The organism is Microcystis sp. LE19-8.1F (assembly GCF_027531715.1).
In the GTDB taxonomy this organism is placed as follows: domain Bacteria; phylum Cyanobacteriota; class Cyanobacteriia; order Cyanobacteriales; family Microcystaceae; genus Microcystis; species Microcystis wesenbergii_A.
Window position 1 is genome coordinate 1 of record NZ_JAPZSO010000191.1, and the last position, 19269, is coordinate 19269.

General features: G+C 43.8%; 17 protein-coding genes and 1 pseudogene. 16 read left to right on the forward strand and 2 right to left on the reverse strand.

Going from position 1 to position 19269, the window contains the following annotated elements:
• The 10 genes and pseudogenes from O9334_RS17895 to O9334_RS17940 form a co-directional block, all read left to right on the forward strand.
• A pseudogene (locus O9334_RS17895) lies at positions 1–95 on the forward strand (IS5/IS1182 family transposase); the annotation flags it as partial.
• Positions 96–511: 416 nt separating this feature from the next.
• The gene (locus tag O9334_RS17900; protein ID WP_288001582.1) at positions 512–2881 is read left to right on the forward strand and encodes an arylsulfatase; all 2370 of its coding nucleotides are present in this window, start codon (positions 512–514) and stop codon (positions 2879–2881) included.
• 89 nt (positions 2882–2970) lie between these two features.
• The gene (locus O9334_RS17905) at positions 2971–3645 is read left to right on the forward strand and encodes a MarC family protein (protein WP_288001585.1); all 675 of its coding nucleotides are present in this window, start codon (positions 2971–2973) and stop codon (positions 3643–3645) included.
• Between the two features lie 96 nt (positions 3646–3741).
• Positions 3742–4347 carry a hypothetical protein gene (locus O9334_RS17910; RefSeq protein WP_288001588.1) on the forward strand — a complete coding sequence of 202 codons (606 nt, stop codon included), beginning with the start codon at positions 3742–3744 and terminating at the stop codon, positions 4345–4347.
• A 51-nt stretch (positions 4348–4398) separates the two neighbouring features.
• On the forward strand, positions 4399–5160 hold the full coding sequence (locus O9334_RS17915; RefSeq protein ID WP_288001589.1) for a Coq4 family protein: 762 nt from the start codon (positions 4399–4401) through the stop codon (positions 5158–5160).
• Positions 5161–5214: 54 nt separating this feature from the next.
• Entirely contained in the window at positions 5215–5484 is a 270-nt protein-coding gene (locus tag O9334_RS17920) for a hypothetical protein (RefSeq protein ID WP_288001592.1), read from the forward strand.
• Positions 5433–5822, forward strand: a complete 390-nt coding sequence (locus O9334_RS17925) for a DUF1345 domain-containing protein (protein WP_238567759.1) — start codon at positions 5433–5435, stop codon at positions 5820–5822. The genes O9334_RS17920 and O9334_RS17925 overlap by 52 nt, the downstream gene beginning before the upstream one ends.
• 28 nt (positions 5823–5850) lie before the next feature.
• Entirely contained in the window at positions 5851–7254 is a 1404-nt protein-coding gene (gene gad, locus O9334_RS17930; protein WP_288001594.1) for a glutamate decarboxylase, read from the forward strand.
• Between the two features lie 279 nt (positions 7255–7533).
• Positions 7534–9285 carry a mechanosensitive ion channel family protein gene (locus O9334_RS17935; RefSeq protein ID WP_193745601.1) on the forward strand — a complete coding sequence of 584 codons (1752 nt, stop codon included), beginning with the start codon at positions 7534–7536 and terminating at the stop codon, positions 9283–9285.
• Between the two features lie 78 nt (positions 9286–9363).
• Complete coding sequence (locus O9334_RS17940) at positions 9364–9795, forward strand: DUF29 domain-containing protein (RefSeq protein WP_045357852.1); 432 nt, start codon at positions 9364–9366, stop codon at positions 9793–9795.
• A gap of 146 nt (positions 9796–9941) precedes the next feature.
• On the opposite strand, the gene O9334_RS17945 is transcribed toward O9334_RS17940, so the two are convergent.
• Positions 9942–11285, reverse strand: a complete 1344-nt coding sequence (locus tag O9334_RS17945) for a chloride channel protein (protein WP_190380272.1) — start codon at positions 11283–11285, stop codon at positions 9942–9944.
• Positions 11286–12038: 753 nt separating this feature from the next.
• On the opposite strand from O9334_RS17945, the gene O9334_RS17950 reads away from it, so the two are divergent.
• From O9334_RS17950 to O9334_RS17970, 5 genes are all read left to right on the forward strand, one after another.
• The gene (locus tag O9334_RS17950) at positions 12039–13313 is read left to right on the forward strand and encodes a sugar ABC transporter substrate-binding protein (RefSeq protein ID WP_190380273.1); all 1275 of its coding nucleotides are present in this window, start codon (positions 12039–12041) and stop codon (positions 13311–13313) included.
• Between the two features lies 1 nt (position 13314).
• A complete protein-coding gene (locus tag O9334_RS17955) occupies positions 13315–14601 on the forward strand; it encodes a mechanosensitive ion channel family protein (RefSeq protein WP_190380274.1) in 1287 nt (428 codons plus the stop codon).
• Between the two features lie 351 nt (positions 14602–14952).
• Positions 14953–16635 (forward strand): alpha/beta hydrolase, encoded by a 1683-nt coding sequence (locus O9334_RS17960; protein ID WP_288001626.1) that lies wholly within the window; start codon positions 14953–14955, stop codon positions 16633–16635.
• 142 nt (positions 16636–16777) lie between these two features.
• Positions 16778–17329, forward strand: coding sequence for a DUF2854 domain-containing protein (locus O9334_RS17965; protein ID WP_045357840.1), 552 nt, complete (start codon positions 16778–16780; stop codon positions 17327–17329).
• A complete protein-coding gene (locus tag O9334_RS17970; protein ID WP_045357837.1) occupies positions 17330–18091 on the forward strand; it encodes a sulfite exporter TauE/SafE family protein in 762 nt (253 codons plus the stop codon).
• Here the strand turns inward: O9334_RS17970 and O9334_RS17975 are convergent.
• Positions 18069–18326: a DDE transposase family protein gene (locus tag O9334_RS17975; RefSeq protein ID WP_045357834.1), complete on the reverse strand. Its 258-nt coding sequence runs from the start codon at positions 18324–18326 to the stop codon at positions 18069–18071. The genes O9334_RS17970 and O9334_RS17975 overlap by 23 nt on opposite strands.
• 382 nt (positions 18327–18708) lie before the next feature.
• On the opposite strand from O9334_RS17975, the gene O9334_RS17980 reads away from it, so the two are divergent.
• The gene (locus O9334_RS17980; protein WP_045357832.1) at positions 18709–19194 is read left to right on the forward strand and encodes a pentapeptide repeat-containing protein; all 486 of its coding nucleotides are present in this window, start codon (positions 18709–18711) and stop codon (positions 19192–19194) included.
• Positions 19195–19269 lie beyond the last annotated feature (75 nt).

Consider the following 19269-nt stretch of genomic DNA (forward strand, 5'->3'; position numbering starts at 1 on the left):
AATATCGGAATCGTCGTCGAAGATATAGTTTAAGAGTTAACTTGTTGGCGGCTATTTATAACTGTGAGTTAGGGATAGGTATAGCAGCTTCTTAAAAGTTGCCTAAAGATTAATCAAGTCAAGGAGAATTTATTCTCAATTTTTATAATTGAGATAGTTTGTGCCGCTTAAATAAAGAGGTTTTGATAACCAAATTAAAGCAGCTCTAAAGAGTTTTGAGTTAAAAGTTAAACTTCAAGTTTTCATTCAGGACGAATGTACTGATTAACTAATTTTTTGGGGAAAATTAGTTAACCCATCATTATAACATATAATTAATTTGCAAGAGTTCTAATCAAATTAGTGTGGTCTGCTAGGCTTCGCCGCTCTTCGAGAACGCAGTGCCTTCGGCAACGCCGTCATCTTATTGATTAAACTTTAAAAATGCGATCATGTATTGCCGTTGTCAACGAAATAGCCGATTTTTCCGATTTTCACCTCTCGATCGCACAATTTAAAAGGAGCCCTCAAGATGACCCAAGACAAACCGATCCAACGCCAAATTCTACCGATTCCCGACTTGACCCCCTTCGGTCTAACCACCTACGATGCCAAGAATCCCGATACCCACTATCCCCCGATTCGAGATATCCGACCGCCGGCCGGCGCACCCAACGTGCTGATCGTGCTGCTCGATGACGTGGGTTTTGGAGCCGCCAGTGCCTTCGGTGGTCCCTGCAATACCCCCACTTTCGAGCGATTAGCGGCGGCTGGGTTAAAATACACCCGTTTTCATACCACTGCCCTCTGTTCTCCCAGTCGTGCGGCTTTGCTCTCCGGAAGGAATCATCACTCGGTCGGCATGGGCAACATCACCGAAACCGCCACCTCCGCCCCCGGACAGAGTTCCGTCCGCCTCAACACCAAAGCCCCCCTTGCCTTAACCCTGAAGCTGAACGGCTATTCCACGGCGCAATTCGGTAAATGCCACGAAGTACCAGTTTGGCAAACCAGCCCGATCGGTCCCTTTGACGCTTGGCCCTCCGGCGGGGGTGGATTCGAGTATTTCTACGGCTTTATCGGTGGCGAAAATAACCAGTGGGAGCCAGCACTGTACGAGGGAACAACCCCGATCGAACCGCCGAAAACCCCGGAGGAAGGCTATCACCTGACCGAGGATCTGGCCGATCGAGCGATCGCTTGGATTAGTCAACAAAAAGCCCTCGCCCCCAATAAGCCTTTCTTTGCCTACTTCGCCCCCGGCGCAACCCACGCCCCCCACCACGTCCCGAAGGAGTGGATCGACAAGTATCGAGGCCAATTCGCTCACGGTTGGGATCGCCAGCGTGAGATCACCTTTGCCCGACAGAAAGAACTGGGCGTAATTCCCCAAAATGCCGAACTCACCCCTCGTCACGCCGAAATTCCCCCATGGGATGACATGGACGAGCGCCTGAAGCCGGTATTAGAGCGCCAGATGGAGGTGTACGCCGCCTTTCTGGAACATACCGATGATCAGGTGGGACGAGTGATTCAAGCCTTAGAAAAGCTAGAAATCCTCGACGATACGCTAATTTACGTCATCGTCGGTGATAACGGTGCCTCCGCCGAGGGAACGCTCCAGGGCGCGTTTAACGAGATGGCCAACTTTAACGGGTTAGCGAGTCTAGAAACCCCGGAATTTCTCCTCTCGAAACTAGATGACTTCGGTGCGCCCGATTCCTATAATCACTACGCGGTCGGTTGGGCCTGGGCGATGAGTAGCCCCTACAAGTGGACGAAACAGGTCGCTTCCCACTGGGGCGGCACCCGCAACGGTACGATTGTTCGTTACCCCAAACTCATCCAGGAAAAAGGTGGGATTCGTCACCAATTCTGTCACGTCATTGATGTGGCCCCGACGGTGTTGGAAGTGGTAGGCATTCCCGAACCGACGATGGTTAACGGTGTCCTACAAAGTCCCTACGAGGGTACGAGTATGGTTTATACCTTTAACGACGCAGCCGCCCCCGAACGTCATGATGTGCAGTATTTCGAGATGTTTGGCAATCGGGGCATCTATTACAAGGGTTGGAGCGCGATTACCAAGCACCGCACCCCGTGGGTGATGACTGGACAGACGATGGTTCCTTTCGACGATGATATCTGGGAACTATACGACGGCAGTACGGATTGGACGCAAGCTCGGGATCTCTGCCAGGAAATGCCAGAGAAACTGCACGAACTACAGCGACAATTTCTGATCGAGGCGGTTAAATATAATGTACTGCCCCTAGACGATCGCCAAGTGGAACGGGTCGATCCCGCCACCGCTGGCCGGCCTACCCTCGTGCGGGGAAACTCGCAATTATTCTTTGCCGGGATGGGGCGTTTGTCTGAAAATAGCGTCATCAACATCAAAAATAAATCCTTCTCGGTGACGGCGGAACTGGAAATTCCCCCGGAAGGCGCAGACGGGGTGATTATCGCCCAAGGCGGCCGCTTCGGTGGTTGGAGTGTCTATAGCCACGATGGAAAAGCCAAGTTCGTCTATAACGTGCTGGGGATTGAAAGTTTTGTCACCGAGGCGACGCAGACGATCCCGGCCGGCAAGCATCAGGTACGGATGGAGTTTGCCTACGATGGTGGTGGTTTAGGACGGGGGGGAAATGTCACCCTCTACTACGACGGTCAACCAGTGGGTACGGGTCGGGTAGAACGAACTCAGGCTTTTATTTTCTCCGCCGACGAAACCACGGATATCGGCTACGAATCTGGTACCCCCGTGGCGGCGGAATATACCTCGAAAACCAGTCGTTTCACCGGCAAGATCGGTTGGGTTCAACTCGATCTGGGTACGGACGATCATGACCACCTGATCGACCCGGAGGAACGTCTGAAAATTATCATGGCCAGGCAGTAGAAAAGGGGACTTGCGATACTGGTAGCTTTATCTAGACTATCCCTCGGTTAAAAGCAAAAAAATTGAGCTTAAATTAGCAACTTTGTCCTATGGAATGGTCTTTTTTGAGAAACTTTGCCATCACTTTATTCGCACTCTTAAATCCTCTGGGAATGCTGCCGATTTTTATTAGTTACACCGCTCGCGAACGTAAAGAAGTACAACGACTCGTGGCTCTATTTGTCTCGTTAACTGTCTTGTGTTTGTTGTTGATTTTTATGTTTATCGGAACGGCAATGCTAAAATTCTTTGGTGTGACCTTAGACTCTTTTCGCCTGGCTGGTGGCGTGCTTTTGTTGATTATCGGTATCAACATTGTTAACGGTTCTGGGGCAGGGACAAAAGAGCTTTTAATTAATGAGCAAGGCGGGGATTATCTCAGCGAAGCTAAGTCAGTTTATCGGCAGATTGTTATTCCTATGGCTATGCCTTTATTAGTGGGGCCTGGGGTGATTGCTAACGTTATCCTTTATGCCAGTGAAGCCGAATCAAGGCTAGGTATTGGTACGGGCATTGAACTGATTTTGATGACAATTTTAGTCAGTTTTTTAGTCTTTCTCATCCTCGCTGCTGGCAAATGGTTACAAAGACTTTTAGGAGATATTGGCTTGAGTATTACTCAGCGAGTTATGGGCCTATTTGTAGCGGCGATCGGAGTACAATTTATGGTGACAGGTTTGATTAATATTTTTGTCGATCAGATCGTTCCGAAACTACCATCATAGCCAATTGCTAATTAGTCTAAATAGTTAGCTAAGAAAATTACTGGAAATATCAAATAAGCTGTTGTATATTTAAACTGGGTATTAAGGAGAGCAATCATGATAAATTCTGAGCAATTGACCAAATCCCTGAAGCGTTTTCGTTATACACTTTTTCTGGGAGTAGCGGCCATGGCAATCACTAGCTGGGGGATGCCCAATATTTCTGTAGCCCAGACTACTCCTGCTCAAGAAAAAGTGCAGTTAATGTTCGTGCAAACGGCGGAAGATCTTAAGGTAGATCCCGTCGCAAAAACAATTCGCCTGGTGAACGTCAACAAACAGACATTATACTTTTCCGATCGCCCGAACCGGATTGCTGGTAATCTGACCATGGCCGCCTACATGGATGAGTGGACAGCCAGGGCGGGAAAAGATAATTTTGCCAACGATCCCCCCAATGCTACCCTCTCGGTCTATGAACCTGGCCGTCAAGACAATACTATAATTGTCGTCGAGATTAGCAATCCCGTCATCGATGGCAAGGACTTGATTTATAGCTACAAGCTCATCGAAGGGACTCTACCCAAGGCCGGCGGGGCAACTTCCCTATTTATCGATTGGATTGGTGTTGGTGGTGGTGTCGGTCCCGGCTTTTACGGGGTGGGGGCCGGTACCCGCGGGGTCGGTTTATACGGTGGTTACGGTGGCCCCCTGCGCTATTAATACACTTGTTCTAAGCCGCCTGTAAATTTATCTACCGATGAGGAGAATTCCATGAGTTACAGATACATCAATCAATTAGCCACACCCGAAAATTTGCGTCGATTTCTGGAATTTGTCGATCTAGCGGCCGGCGCTGGCCAAGAAACGGCTAATGTCTGGGAAATCGAGCGCCGATTGGTCAATAGTCGCCCGATGGAGTTATGTGTAAAAGCAGTTCTGCAAGAACCAGCTTCCGCTCAATTAGTGCAAGAAAGATACATCGGCAAACCCTACGATCTCGAAGCAATGTTAAAAATGCCGAAAGGTTCTCTCGGTTGGACTTACGGCACAATTATGCACACTTTGGGCTATGATCCGCAATTTTATCCCCAACGCGAGCAATTTGATTCCGATGCCGACTATATTGGTTTTCGCATTGATAAAACCCACGATATCCATCACATTCTCACCGGGTTTAGTTTAGATACTCTTGGAGAATTGGGAGTAATTTCTGTCACGGTCGCTCAAACTCGTTATCCTACTTTTCTCCTCATCGATATCCTCTCTTTACTGATGACTTTTTTTACCAGTGATACTCTGTTAAGTGAGGTAGAAAGTGATGCCGATTTAAATAAAACTCTCGGTTACAAATTCGATTTAATTTCTCGGGGAATTACCATCGGTCGCCAGGCCCAACCTCTATTCCCGATCAAGTGGGAAGAAGGATTAGAAAAACCCTTAGATCAATGGCGTGAAGAACTGAATATCAAACCAGTTTTAGACGGGCCTTGGAGTTGGTACAGTTGCCCGGAATTACAAGCAGCGATCGCATAATTTACCCCGCAGATTTTTATGAGAGAATAGTTAGGGATAATTCTGCTTTGATCTATGATCAAAAAAACCTCTAGAAAACCAAGCTATACTCAAATTCGCTGCCTCTGTCAAATAATTGTCGCTCTGATGGTCTTAATGCTGCCGGTGACAAATACTCTGCGACTGGTTTTAGCTTTTCTTTTCGCTTTAATAGTGGCAATTATGTTACTAGCTTACAGAATTTCTGGCGTTGCCCCCTGGCAGTTAGAACTATTAAAATCTCCCAATCATCGGTGGCATTTCTGGAATCCCTATTTTATACGATCAGCAGTTTCGGACTATTAATTTATCTGCTCGCTTCCGAACACGCCATCGTTCATTTTGCTTGTGGTTTTTTGGGTATTATTAGTGCTTGGTTAGCCATACAACTGATCTACAGCCAAGAATATGCAGTGCGCTACTATCATGATGGTAAGGGCCTAGTTTTTCCCGATTGCGATCGACCTAATTGGACGGAATTTCTCTATCAAGGTTTTTGTATGGTGGCTTGTTATCAAACCTCCGATACAAGTATTAATAGTACGGCGATGCGGCGGCTGGTAGCAACCGACGGGATGCTTTCCTATTTTTTATCCGTCTCGATTATTGCTATTATTTTTGGCATGATCGGTAATTTACTCTAAGCAAAAAAGATATTTTATTAAGGAAGTTATGGTTCATCAGAAAATTAATCTCGATCGCCTGAGTCCGGAAGAGACACTAATTACCCCCACCTATGCTTCCCGCGCCCTGACTTCCGCTGTACCTAAATACGAGATTCCCGAGGGAGAAATGCCGCCGGCGGTGGCCTACAATTTAATTCGGGATGAACTCGCCCTTGATGGTAATTCTCGCCTGAATCTGGCTACTTTTGTCACCACTTGGATGGAACCAGAAGCTAAACAATTAATGGCGGAAACCTTCGATAAAAACATGATCGACAAGGATGAATACCCACAAACCGCCGAAATTGAACTGCGTTGTGTGAATATGATCGCTAGACTCTGGAATGCTCCCGAAAGCGAAGCGGCAACCGGTTGTTCTACCATTGGTTCCAGTGAAGCGGCGATGTTGGGAGGCATGGCTTTAAAATGGCAGTGGCGCAAACGCCGACAAAAAGAGGGTAAACCCACCGATAAACCTAATTTAGTCATGGGCATTAATGTGCAAGTTTGTTGGGAAAAATTCTGTCGTTATTGGGAGGTAGAACCACGTTTTGTGCCGATGGAAGGGAATCGTTTTCATCTCAATGCGACCGAAGCAATTAAACTAATTGATGAGAATACGATCGGGGTAATTGCCATTATGGGTAGTACCTTTGATGGTAGTTACGAACCCGTCCAAGAAATTAATGATGCCCTAGAAAAATTTAACAGAGAAACCGGCTGGCAAGTTCCCCTGCACGTCGATGGTGCTAGTGGTGGTTTTATCGCCCCTTTTCTCGATCCCGATTTAGTCTGGGATTTTCGCCTCAAATGGGTTAAATCGATTAATGCTTCCGGGCATAAATACGGTTTAGTCTATCCCGGTGTCGGTTGGATTATCTGGCGAGATCGGCAAGAATTGCCAGAAGAATTAATTTTTCATTGTAATTATTTAGGCGGTGATCTGCCTAATTTTGCTCTTAATTTTTCTCGTCCCGGCAATCAAGTAGTCGCTCAATATTATAATTTTTTACGCTTGGGCAAAGAGGGTTATCGACAAATTCATCAAGCCTGTCGAGATACGGCTCTGTATTTATCGGGGGAAATCGCTAAGATCGGACCGTTTGAATTAATCACCGATGGCAGCACTATTCCGGTTTTTGCTTGGAAATTAAAGGAGACAATTAGCGATCAAGCTAATTATAGTTTATTCGATTTAGCCGATAAATTGCGCGAGCGGGGTTGGTTGGTTCCTGCCTATACAATGCCCAAAAATCGCCAAGATTTAACCGTGCAGCGCGTGGTGATCAAAGAGGGATTTAGTCGCGATATGGCGGCTCTGTTGTTGCGGGATCTTCAGTCAGCGATCGCCTTCTTTAAATCTCAGTCTAATTATCAGTCAAAATTATCTGGTTCCCATTTCCATCACTAACAGATGTTGAGGAAAAACTCGCTTAAATTTCCTAAATATTGGCAACCCTTACAAAGTTTTGCTAATTTTTCCACTCCTGTCTTAACTTAGTATTTCTGTACTTTATGTCATTTTTCAAAAGTGATGACAGACTTAGTTAATTATTCCGAAGCGCGATTCCTCTCTCAGAGGGGAATCGGGCTTTCAGATGTTAGTCACAACTATTGAAAATTGGTATGATCGAGGACAGTAATGCCTAAATCTTACCCGACTACACACAAAAAAATCTGACTTAATCCTATGCAATTTGTACCAGCTGTCGATATTAATCAAAGATATTTAATGCCAACTACACCATCTAAAGCTAGAGGATGGATGAAAAAAATTGGGCATACCTTGCTAATATTTTTTGTAGTTTTACTACTGACTCTAACCTCCCCTCTTTTGGGAATAGCTCAAAATCCGACACAACCGGAAAACAAAATTGACGGCTTTCCAGTTATGTTAGATGGAAAAACTCTCTTTTTTATCCGGCGGGGAGTTTCTTCATTTTCGGCGGAGGAGAGAGCTAACGCTATTACCCGGAGAATTGAAAGAATTGCTCAAAATGATTCTATTCCTATTGAGAACCTGACAATTGAGCAGATTCCTGATGATAACTCACTTTATTTAAGTGTAGATCAAGAAGTAATTCTAACGGTGACGGAGCGAGATGCAAAAGCCTATCGTTCAACGCCGGAGGTTTTAGCTCAACAAGCTTTACAAAAAATTCAGGTCGCTATCGCTCAATATCGCCAAGATCGAAAACCCGAACAACTACTTAAGAATATCATTTATACGGTTATAGCCACCTTTGCTTTCTTGATTATTAGCTTTGCAGTTATCAAAATTTCAGGGAAGCTATTTCCCTTCATTAGACGTTTGATTGAATCCTTGACACCGGGCATTCAAATCGGGAATATCGAGATTGTATCTTCCTCTAAAATCAGCTTTTTTTGGCTGCGAGTTTTTCGGATAATTCGCTTATTTGTTCTGTTTTTATTATTATTTCATTATGCCACATTTGTACTTAGTTTATTTCCCTGGACAAGAGTTTTTAGCGAGAGTATTTTAGGTTATTTTTCTCAATCATTAGAACTGGTTTTATCGTCGATTGGCCAATATCTTCCCAATGCCTTTATTATTGCCATAATCATTTTTATAACTTACTACTTAATCCGGCTAATCAAGCCCTTTTTTACAGCAATAGAAAGAGGAAATCTGGTTATTCCTGGTTTTTATACTGATTGGGCTAAACCTACTTACAATCTCCTATTAGTCATAATTATTGCCTTAGCAGCAATAGTGGCTTTTCCCTATTTACCCGGTTTTGATTCCCCTGCTTTCCGAGGTGTTTCTGTTTTTCTCGGTCTTCTTTTATCCCTTGGTTCTACTTCGGCAATCGCCAATGTCATTGGGGGAATTATTCTTATCTATACCCGTGCCTTTCGCATCGGAGATCACATTCAGGTAGGAGATGTAATTGGCGATCTAATTGAAAAAAACTTCCTAGTCATTCGCATTTGCACTCCCACTAATAAAATCATTACTATTCCTAACTCATCTTTATTAAGTAGTAATGTGATTAACTTTAGTATTTCCTCGCGGGAATTAAACAGAAATCTAATTATTCAGACAACGATTACCCTAGGGTACGATCTGCCTTGGCGAAAAGCCCACAAAACCTTAATTGAAGCTGCTCTAGAAACTGAGCATATTCTCAAAGAACCCGCACCTTTTGTCCTGCAAACTAGCCTAGATAATTTTTACATCAGTTATCAATTAAATGCTTACACTAACCAACCCAATTTGATGGTAATAATTTATTCAGAACTCCATCAAAATATTCAAGATAAGTGTAATGAAGCCGGGATTGAGATTCTCTCTCCCAGTTACACCTCCCTACGAGATGGAAATACAACAACCATTCCCGAAAATTATTTACCTTCCGATTATGTTGCGCCTCCCTTTCGCGTTCAATCTTCAGACAATCAAGAAAACAACACATTATGATAGTAAATCCGTTTTTAAGCCCTCACTTTTGGCGGATTATTAATATAATGTTAATTGAGCTTAGAAGGAGATAAATCGATGACGGCATCCTATGAGCAAGACTTTGGACTTTGGGCCGAACAAATGGCCGATTTATTAGCCTCTGGTCGGTTTGCCGAGTTGGATATTGAGAATTTAGTCGAAGAGGTGCGGGATTTGTCGAAACGGGAGCGCGATCGCTTACTCGCTAGTCTAAGATTAATTTTGCATCATTTATTAAAGTGGGACTATCAACCTCAACGGCGATCCCGCAGTTGGCTGGGAACTATTCAACGAGAACGGGCTAATATTAGGCTCTATTTGGACGATAGCCCCAGTTTAAAGGGATATTTAACCGATGAAAGCCTATTTAAACTCTATGCTGTTGCTTGTTGCGATGCCTTTAGAGAGACGGGATTAGAGTTTCCACCCGTTTGTCCCTACGGCATTGAGGATATTTTAAATCGTTCTCTTCATTTGTCGGAACGATAAAAGGCGATCGCAGTTTGCTGCTGGAGCTAAGGGCGATCGTTTTTAGGGGGATGAGATTAAAGGAGGCAATTACCCGCCCAATTCTTCACCAACTAACAACCGCGATCACCTAAATTTTCGGCTCAGTGGAGACCTGACCGTGGCTTCTAGCGGATCATTGCCCGCAGGGAACTGGAGAGTTGATTGGCTGCCCGTGCGGCCACCAATCCCGAAAGGGCGGCGACGACCACTGTAGCAAGGCAGGTTAGCTGGGCCGCCCCCGGACCCCCTACCCCCAGTACCATCGCCACGGCGGTCAAAGGTAGGCGATAGCCGCCAGCAATACCGGCTGCTGCCCCCGCCGCACCGGCCAGATCCCCCGAAATCTCAAAGGTGGTTGCGAACACCCGGCCACTGAGGTCGCCGATCGCCAGAAAAGGGACAAACACGCCACCACAGCCCCCGGCTAAAACGGCAGCGGTGGTGGCGGCAGCCCGGAGCAGAGCTACCGCCAACAGGTGATAAGGAGTCGTTTCAATGTTTTCGGCCCAGACGATAGCGGCTCCCCCTGGTCCAAAAGCCGCTGCGGGGGTCGCCACCTGTCCGATCACGATCGCCAAGAATAGCATCACCAGGCCACCGATCAGGAGACGAGTGGCGGGCCTGTCCCGCAAGCCTCTGGCCCAGTAGATCGCCTCACCAGTGAGGGCTGTAATCGTGCCGACGACCAATCCGATCAACAAAGTGGCACCCACCGCATCCCCGAAGTCAGTCGGGGCAACCTGCGGCACGACCAGCCGGATCAGTTGCAGCTTAAAGGCAGCGTTGACTCCCCATCCCACCAGTCCCCCGGCTAACATCGCCGCCACTCGCTCCGGGGTGATCGGAACCTGGCGTCGCTGACTCAACTCAAACATAAAGAAGCTGCCCACCAGAGGGATTCCCATCAGGGCAGAAACACTGGCCGCACCGCCGCCGATGGCCAGCGGCCGCACCAGTTGACCCAGGGCTGGATTTGTGCTACCTAACCAGGTTCCCGTCGCCACGCCAATATGAGCCGCTGGTGATTCTGTTCCCATGGGCGCCCCCAGCCCAACAGTGGAGAGGATGGCTAGGGCGCGCAAGGGGGCTAGATTCCAGGGGAAGCGCTCTTCGGCACCGGATGCGTTGACCACGTCACCGGTCAAATCGGCGCGAGCAATGTCATGGGGGAAGGAGTACCAGTCCATGAGAGAACCCCAGCGGCCAGAGGAAGTCGCCCCCCGGGGAGCTAAGGTCTGCACGGGTTGCCCCCTACCCAGTCCAAACAGGACTAGCACTGCTAAGGTAACGCCCACCAGAGGCAGCAGCAGTCGCCAAACGCTATCCAGTCTAGAGGCAATATCGAGGGTTTGCTTGATCGCCTGGGTCAGCAGTACCGCAGCCAGAGAGCCGATCAAACCGCCGAGCAGACCAGCAACAGCCCAGCGGCCTATCCTAGTTAACAGAGGTTGTGGTTTATCATTTGCCATAGAGTTGAATTACCTTCATTTAATGCTGGATCTCGGTGATAAGTAAAGACGTGAACGGGTAGGCCCTAGAAGTGAGGTGTCGCACGACGGCAAACGGAGGGGGTTGACATTTTATTTAGGTGCGCTATACCGTGGTTCTGACTAAGTTTTTTCCTGAAAAGGTTGGGAGGGGGAGCAAGCCTTAGGTCCCTAGATCAAGTATTGGCCTATGGACTTGGCCCTATCCTTAATAACTAAGTAATTTAGCATAATATGTTCTGAACAACCCAGTTATTTAGCTGTTGTTGAAGTTTGTTATAAGTACCTAAGCAAAATTAATTACACATATCTAACCACCTCTTGCCTCTTGCCTCTTGCCTCTTGCCTATCTTCACTAGGAAATTAATTTTGCACGACTACTTAGTTATTGGTCTTGGCATTTTAAAGATATAGATGGGGGATCGTGGTGTTAAATTTAGGTGGTTATCTTGGCTTTTTGAGCGGCATTATTTTCGGCTTTTTCGGACAAGTAATAATTGTTTGCTGTCAGGAATGGCGAACAAATTTGTCTTTTTTATGGGGTTCACTTGGGTTTTTAAGAGGTAGTTATTTAATGATTCCTGCCAGGGAGCAAGAATAGCTTTCAGGTTGAGTATTTACTGTGAACCGTAGTGCATTAAACTGGATATTAGAGTGTTAGAAAATAACAAGATTATTGGTTACACTTTCATGATACTATGAATAGACAGCAAGATTTTTGAAGGATCACGATCAATGCAATCCCTAATGCTCAGAGTTAAAACTGCTTGGAGAAGTAAAAAACTAAGGAGAATTATATCGCTCCTATTGCTTTTTATCTTGATGCCAATTTTTCTTTATGCTTGTTTTAGTGATCTTCCTAACCAATCATCGGAGCAACGGCAAGGAACCCTTTTGGTTTGGTATCCAGAAGAGGGAAATTTAACTAAATTATTAGGTCTCGTTTTGCAAGAGTTTAGAAAATTAAATCCGCAGGTGACAATTCTTGAACAAGCTATTCCTATCGATGAGATACCCGAACTTTTTTTTAAACAATCTCAAAGCGGATTAGGTGCGAGTGTTATTCTAATTTTTTCGAAAAATATACCCAGATTAGTATCCCAAGGGGTACTGAAGGAAATTGACCAGAAAAATCTAGATTTATCTATTTATTATCCCCCGACGCTGAAACAAGTTAGCTATCAAGGAAAAATCTATGGCATTCCTTTAGGTTCTCGTACTAATGTACTGTGTTATAATCAAAGAAAATTACAAGTTAGTACCGATCCGCTGCTGAAGCAACCTCCCAGCAGTTTAGGGGGATTAGTGGAACGTGCGCGCAAAGGCTATTCTGTGGGGATGGTGTCCTCTTTTGAAGATACTTTTTGGGGAATGGCAATTTTTGGCGGCTATTTGTGGGATGATCAGGGTCGGCTGCAACCTCGCTTAGATGGTTGGGCAAAATGGCTAGAATGGCTAAAATTTGCCTCGTCACAGCCTAATTTTATCCTCAATCGTCAACGGGAATTACTTCATGATGCCTTTGCTAGAGGCCGCTTAACCTATTATGTGTGTAATTCTATTGAAATTGCCGATTTAAAAAATAGCCTAAAAGATGATCTCAGAGTCGCTTTACTTCCCCAAGAAACTCAAGGTAAAGCAGCACCAATTCTCTATACACGGGTGATGGTATTTAATCGCAACAATAGTGATAATGAAAATAGTTTGGGATTAGCTTTAGGAAAATTTTTCACTAATCCCGAACAACAATTACAAGCAATCACCCAAACAGAAAGTTTTATTCCCACTAATCGACGGGTACAGATCGAAGGAAATTTGCTACCGATCGAATCGGTATTATTACAACAATCTCAAAATGCCGTGGCAGTTCCTCTGGATGATTGGGAAAAGTTGAATCAAATTTTAGAACAAGGAGAATTTTGGTATGAAAGAGTGATCGCTGGTGAAATATCTCCCTCAGCAGCAGCCCAAAAACTGACACTTTATATTCAATCAGGTCTTGATCAGTAATATGAACAACAATATTCCCTCTCTTTCGGAAATAATTGCTAACCAATTATTATTTTTAGGACGCAGAAATGTTCAAAGTCAATTAACGATCATTTTTCTGTCTTTAATTCTTGCTTGGTTATTATCAAAATGGTTATGGTATTGCTTAAAAAAAAGATTTCCTCACGTCACCAGTTTTATCCATAGTGATAAAAAGTTAACCCTAAGTCAATATTTTGCTATCCTGATACAGTTTCTTAATTTTCCAGTTATTAGCCTAATTTTACTTGACTTAAATTATCTAATTTTTTCCAGTCAAAACTGGACAAGAGGAATGATTAATTTCTCTATAGAACTAATGTGTTTTTATTTAGTTTATCGTGGTTTATTAGCTGGATTATACGCCAAGTTTTCCGTCAATAAAATTAAATATTATCATTTTCGGCTTTTAGCACCTTTATTGGTATTATTCCTCCTGAGAACCATTATTGGTTTCTACAATAATATTCAGGAAATTGCCCAAGTATCTCCCTTCAATTTATTCAATAGTCCGATCACATTGAGCAGCATATTCATTTTGATAATAGCTCCCTATTTTCTGGTAATTATTGTTATTCTTGTAGAGAGTATAATTCTGAGTATTGCTATTTTAAATCAGCAAGTGAGTCGCGGTGAAATTGAAGCAACTTTACTGTTAGGACGTTATTTTTTCATTGTCTTAGGTTTTATTATCATCTTGGGTTATGTGGGAGTTAATGGAACGGCAATAGCGGCAATTACTGGCGGTTTATCGGTGGGTATTGGTTTCGGTATGCAGGAAGTAGTAAATAATTTCATTAGCGGTATTTTACTATTATTTGAAAAAGTTCTCAAACCCGGTGATATCATTAATATTGAAGGACAGACTTCTCAGGTAAAAAAGCTAGGTATTCGAGCGACAACGGTGCAAATTCTTACAGACAATTCCGAAAAAATTATTCCCAATCAAAAGTTTTTTACTGAGGATGTCACCACCTATACGGGTAGTGATAACTTGATTTATTGTTCAATTGTTATCGGAGTTGGTTATAATTCTAACGCTCAACAGGTGATGAATTTATTGCTAGACATTGCTGACCAACATCCTCATATACTTAAAAACCCGCAACCAGTAGCCTTTTTTCTTAATTTTGATCATTCTAGTTTAAACTTTGAATTAAAGTTCTGGTTGGATGATGTTAATAGGAAAAAGCGAGTCATTAGTGATATTAATTGTGTTATTCTTGATAGGTTTACTCAACAGGGTATCGAGATTCTCTTCCCGCAGTAAGATATTCATATTCGCAATGATTAGCAATTTATATTGGTCAAAAATCTTATCTGATTATTTTCATCTGAAAATATATCACTTTCACTTATTAAATTCATCTATTTATTGTTTTTTATTAATAGTTTATATCTTGACATAAAAACAACTTTCATATACTATCTAGGTTAGATAGTATATTCAGAAATACTCAATAACCTAGAATCAAAATCACCCAGATTAATCTATCGTCAAGGAAACCAAGTAACCAAGACCGTTTCTCAACCGACTGTTCCTAGTTTGTTGGCTATGGACACCACTCGCCATGCCACTTTTACCTTTTAATTTTTGTCATCTACCCTAACTAAAAATCTCATGATTATCCCCCGTTTACAAAATCGTTTTCCCAGAAATAATCCCACCCGTCGGCTGCGAGCTTTCCTCCTAGGTCTTTTCGCTGCGAGTATGACCGCTTTACCCCTAAAAGCCGCCGAAGAAATTGAATTTGTCTATACTCCCCTCGTCTTTTCTGTATCGGTAGCATCCCTAGAAACCTTTGCTAAAGAAGGAAAAATCGATGCTAATTTAAAAAATTTTCTGGCCAGAGCAACTCCCGAAGAAAGAGAGAAATTTCGTGAGGCTTTATTAACAAAGATTGACATCGATCCTGTTTTACTATCTCGTTTTTTTAATAGTGTGATGGGTGCTGATATGCTCTCTCGTTTGGGCAAAAGCATCACCATTCAAGGGGGAATTAATGGTAAATATGCCCTGCGGGGTGCGATTGTTAGTGCCGCTTTTGATCCGGGGGGATTAACCCTTTTAAATGTGCTGAAAAAATTCCCCAATAATATACAGTTACAGGGGGAAGAAATCCTCGGATTAGCTAAAACCATCGATTATGCGGTTTATGTGGCGGAAGTATTTATCAAAGATATGCGCCTCTGGACAGCCGAGGAAGCCGCTGCCGTTAAACCAGCGATTAATTATGCCAGTTTACCCGATCTGCGTCAGCGCGGTAGCTTTCAGGTAAAAAAAGAAGTTTGGAACCTAACCGATAGCAGTCGCAATCGCAGTTTATATGTGAATGTTTATATCCCGGAAACTTTCCGAGACGGTAAAACACCTGTAATTATTTTTTCCCACGGATTAGCCTCGCGACCGGAAGATTATGCCCAAGTAATTGAACATCTAGCTTCCTACGGATTTTTAGTAGCAGCACCGCAACACCCCGGCAGTGATATCAAATACCTGCAAGGAATGTTAGGGGGGTATTATCGCAATATTTTTGATCGAGATGAGTTTATTAATCGACCCAAAGATATTAGCTTTGTCATCGATGAATTAGCCAGACGTAATGCTAGTCAATTTCAAGGTAAACTTGACCTAACTAATGTGGGAGTAGCGGGTCATTCCTTCGGGGGTTATACATCTCTAGCTGTTGCCGGCGCACAAATTGATTTTGATAATCTCGCCCAAGATTGTAATCGTCCTTACTCCGGGATTAATATCGCTATTTTACTGGAATGTCGCGCCCTAGAATTGCCTAGACAGGTCTATAATTTTCGCGATGAACGAGTGGCGGCTGTCTTTGCAGCTAATCCCGTTAACCGCAGTATTTTTGGGGAAAAAGGTTTAAGTAAAATCTCGATTCCTGTCCTCTTGGGTTCCGGAAGTTATGACCCGGCAGCTAATCCGATTTTTGAACAGGCCATTCCTTTTACTTGGTTAAAAATTCCGGATAAATATCTGGTCATGGTGGAGGGACAAGCTCATGTAAATTTTACGGAATTGGATGCAGGAATGCAAAAAACCCTGGAGTCTGTGGTCAATATCACTTTACCCGATCAAAATTTAATCGAGGATTATGCGGGGGCTTTATTGGTGGCTTTTTTTGAAGTTTATATTGCTGATAATGACAAGTTTCGTCCTTTTCTTCTGTCTAGTTATGCAGAATATCTCAGTCAGGGACAAAAGTTTAAATTAGACTTCATTACTGCCGCTTCTGACCAGAAATTATCTCAATTAATTGAGAAATTGCGAGTACATCGGCAATAGACACTAAGGCAATAGGCAATAGACACTAATTGCCTTCAGTAGCTAATAACTGAAAAATCTCCCCACCGCCCATCTGCAAAAAAGATTCTCTTGAGTTGTATAATCTCTAAAGGATTAGCGTACTCAAGAAAAAAATTATTTCATGCTCAGGAAAATTAGACTATCATACTTTGGCTTAATTTTAGGCAGTATTTTAACGGTTATCGGGATCATCGGTTATGCCCAAGGTAACGCCACGGTCAATTTAGCGGGGTTTTTCTACGGATTACCGTTATTATTGGGAGGTTTAGCCCTAAAAGCTTCAGAAATCAAACCTATCCCCTTCAGTCAACCCACTAGCCCCGAAATCTTGCAATTGCGCCAACAACAGGCTACTGTCACCCAAACCAAACTTCGCAACGATGTCACCCGCTATCGCTACGGACAGGAAGTGCATCTGGATGAAGCCCTAGAAAAGCTAGGATTAAGCCCCACGGACGAGGAAAGACCGACTTTAGTGGGAATTCGTGAAACTGCTGTTGATTCCGCCTATTGTCTCACCCTAGAATTTGAATCGCCCCTTTTACCCCTAGAAAAGTGGCTGGCAAAACAGGAAAAAATTGAAAGATACTTTGGCCCAGGAATTAGAGCCGAAATTAAGCAAGTTGACGAGGAAAAAATTGATTTAGCCCTAATTACTATTCCTAACGCCTAAATGCTCACGCCTATTCAGTATGGCTTCTTGGCACTCGCTGCCGTGGCTGCCGGCTTAATTAATGCTCTTGCCGGTGGCGGTAGTCTGATTACTTTTCCGACGCTGATGGCGGTGGGTATCCCACCGGTGATGGCAAATGTGACTAATACCGTCGCTTTATGCCCCGGTTATCTGGGAGCAACCCTCGCCCAAAAAAAAGACCTGCACGGGCAACAAAAACGGATTCAGTTATTGCTACCATCGGCAGTTATTGGCGGCATTATCGGTGGTATTTTGCTATTAAATAGCAGTGATAAAGTATTTGAGCGCCTGATTCCTTTTCTGATTCTTTTAGCGGCGGCTTTATTGGCTTTTCAAGATACTTTACGCTCTTGGCTGCAGCGGCGACAGGGGGACAAAAATGGTCATATCCCAGAAATTTTGGCAGTTTTACCCATCGCTCTCGCTTCAATTTATGGTGGTTATTTCGGAGCCGGTTTAGGTGTGATCGAGTTGGCAATTTTGGGCTTATTTCTCAAGGATAATCTCACTAGATTAAATGCTTTAAAACAGTTGCTTTCTTTGGTTGTTAATGTGGCCGCATCTTGGTTTTTTCTCTTTTCTAATCAGGTATATTGGTCGGCGGCGATAATGGTAGCAATTGGCTCTTTAATTGGGGGTTTATTGGGGGGAAAACTAGCCAGAATTATCTCTCCTAGTTATCTGCGCCAGACTGTGGTAATTCTGAGTATTATTACCGCTATAGTTTATTGGCTTCGTTAACAAACCGAGTTATAGTAGTTATCTTAATGATCAGGTAGTCTTCCCAAGTTTCTGCCCCACCAATAACAGCACAGAGAGTCAGCGTAATGGTATCAATTAATAAATTTCCCTTGATTCTTTCTAATCTAGGAGCTTTGATCGCTGAAAAATGCTGTTCTCTTGTAGTTTTAGGTTTGAGCTTCATTAAATTAATCAGGGGAAAATTATCAATTTTATCCTTCAAAAAACTTAGCATCTATCAGATAACAAATAGATATTTTGGCTCTTCTGGTTTCTGTGTGGAAACGAGGTCTATACTGATAGTTTCTTCCGCGGCTCGACGGCTCGACTGAGCTTCGCCGAACGTCTGAGCATCGCCGAACGTCAAAATAGTCCTAAAAGTCTTGCCCGATAAGCACTTCAGTATTCCCTAAGCAAAAATTATCACACAAAGTCGAGAAGAGCCATATTTTTTTGACAAAAAATTTAATCTGAGTCAAGATTACGCAAATATTTACGCCCCTTGAGGAGATGGGATCATGGGAGCGGGAGTTTGAGCATTTGTACTAAAATTTTTAGTATGCAGTTTTAAGGCAGTACAGCTTATTATAGAAAAGGTTGATCGATCAGGGAGCAATATGGCGCAATTTTCTCGCAAAACTCTACTAACCTTTTTTGCTAGTATATTAGTATTATTGTCGTCCTTGGCTCCGGCCCAAGCGCTAAGTTACAATAACCGCAATTTGACCGATAACGACTTTGCGGGGCAGGATTTGCGCGATTCCACCTTTGATCACTCTAATCTGCGCGGTAGTAACTTCAGTCATGCCAATCTGGAAGGAGTACGCTTTTTTTCTGCCAACTTGGAGGGTGCCAACTTTAGCGATGCCAATATGAGAAATGTCGATTTAGAATCGGCCCGTTTAACTAAAGCCAACTTTACCAATGCCGTTCTCGAAGGAGCTTTCGCCACTAACATTTTAATCAAAGGTGCAATTATCGACGGGGCCGATTTTACCGATGCAATTATTCGCTCCGATGTGGAAAAATATCTTTGTGAGAGAGCGACGGGAACTAACCCAGTAACCGGTAGAAATACCCGCGATACCCTATTTTGTCCCTAATACCTAACTATGCTGCCCCTAATCGCGCTGCCATGGCCGATCGAACTAGAGCCAGATCGGCCACAATTCCTGTAA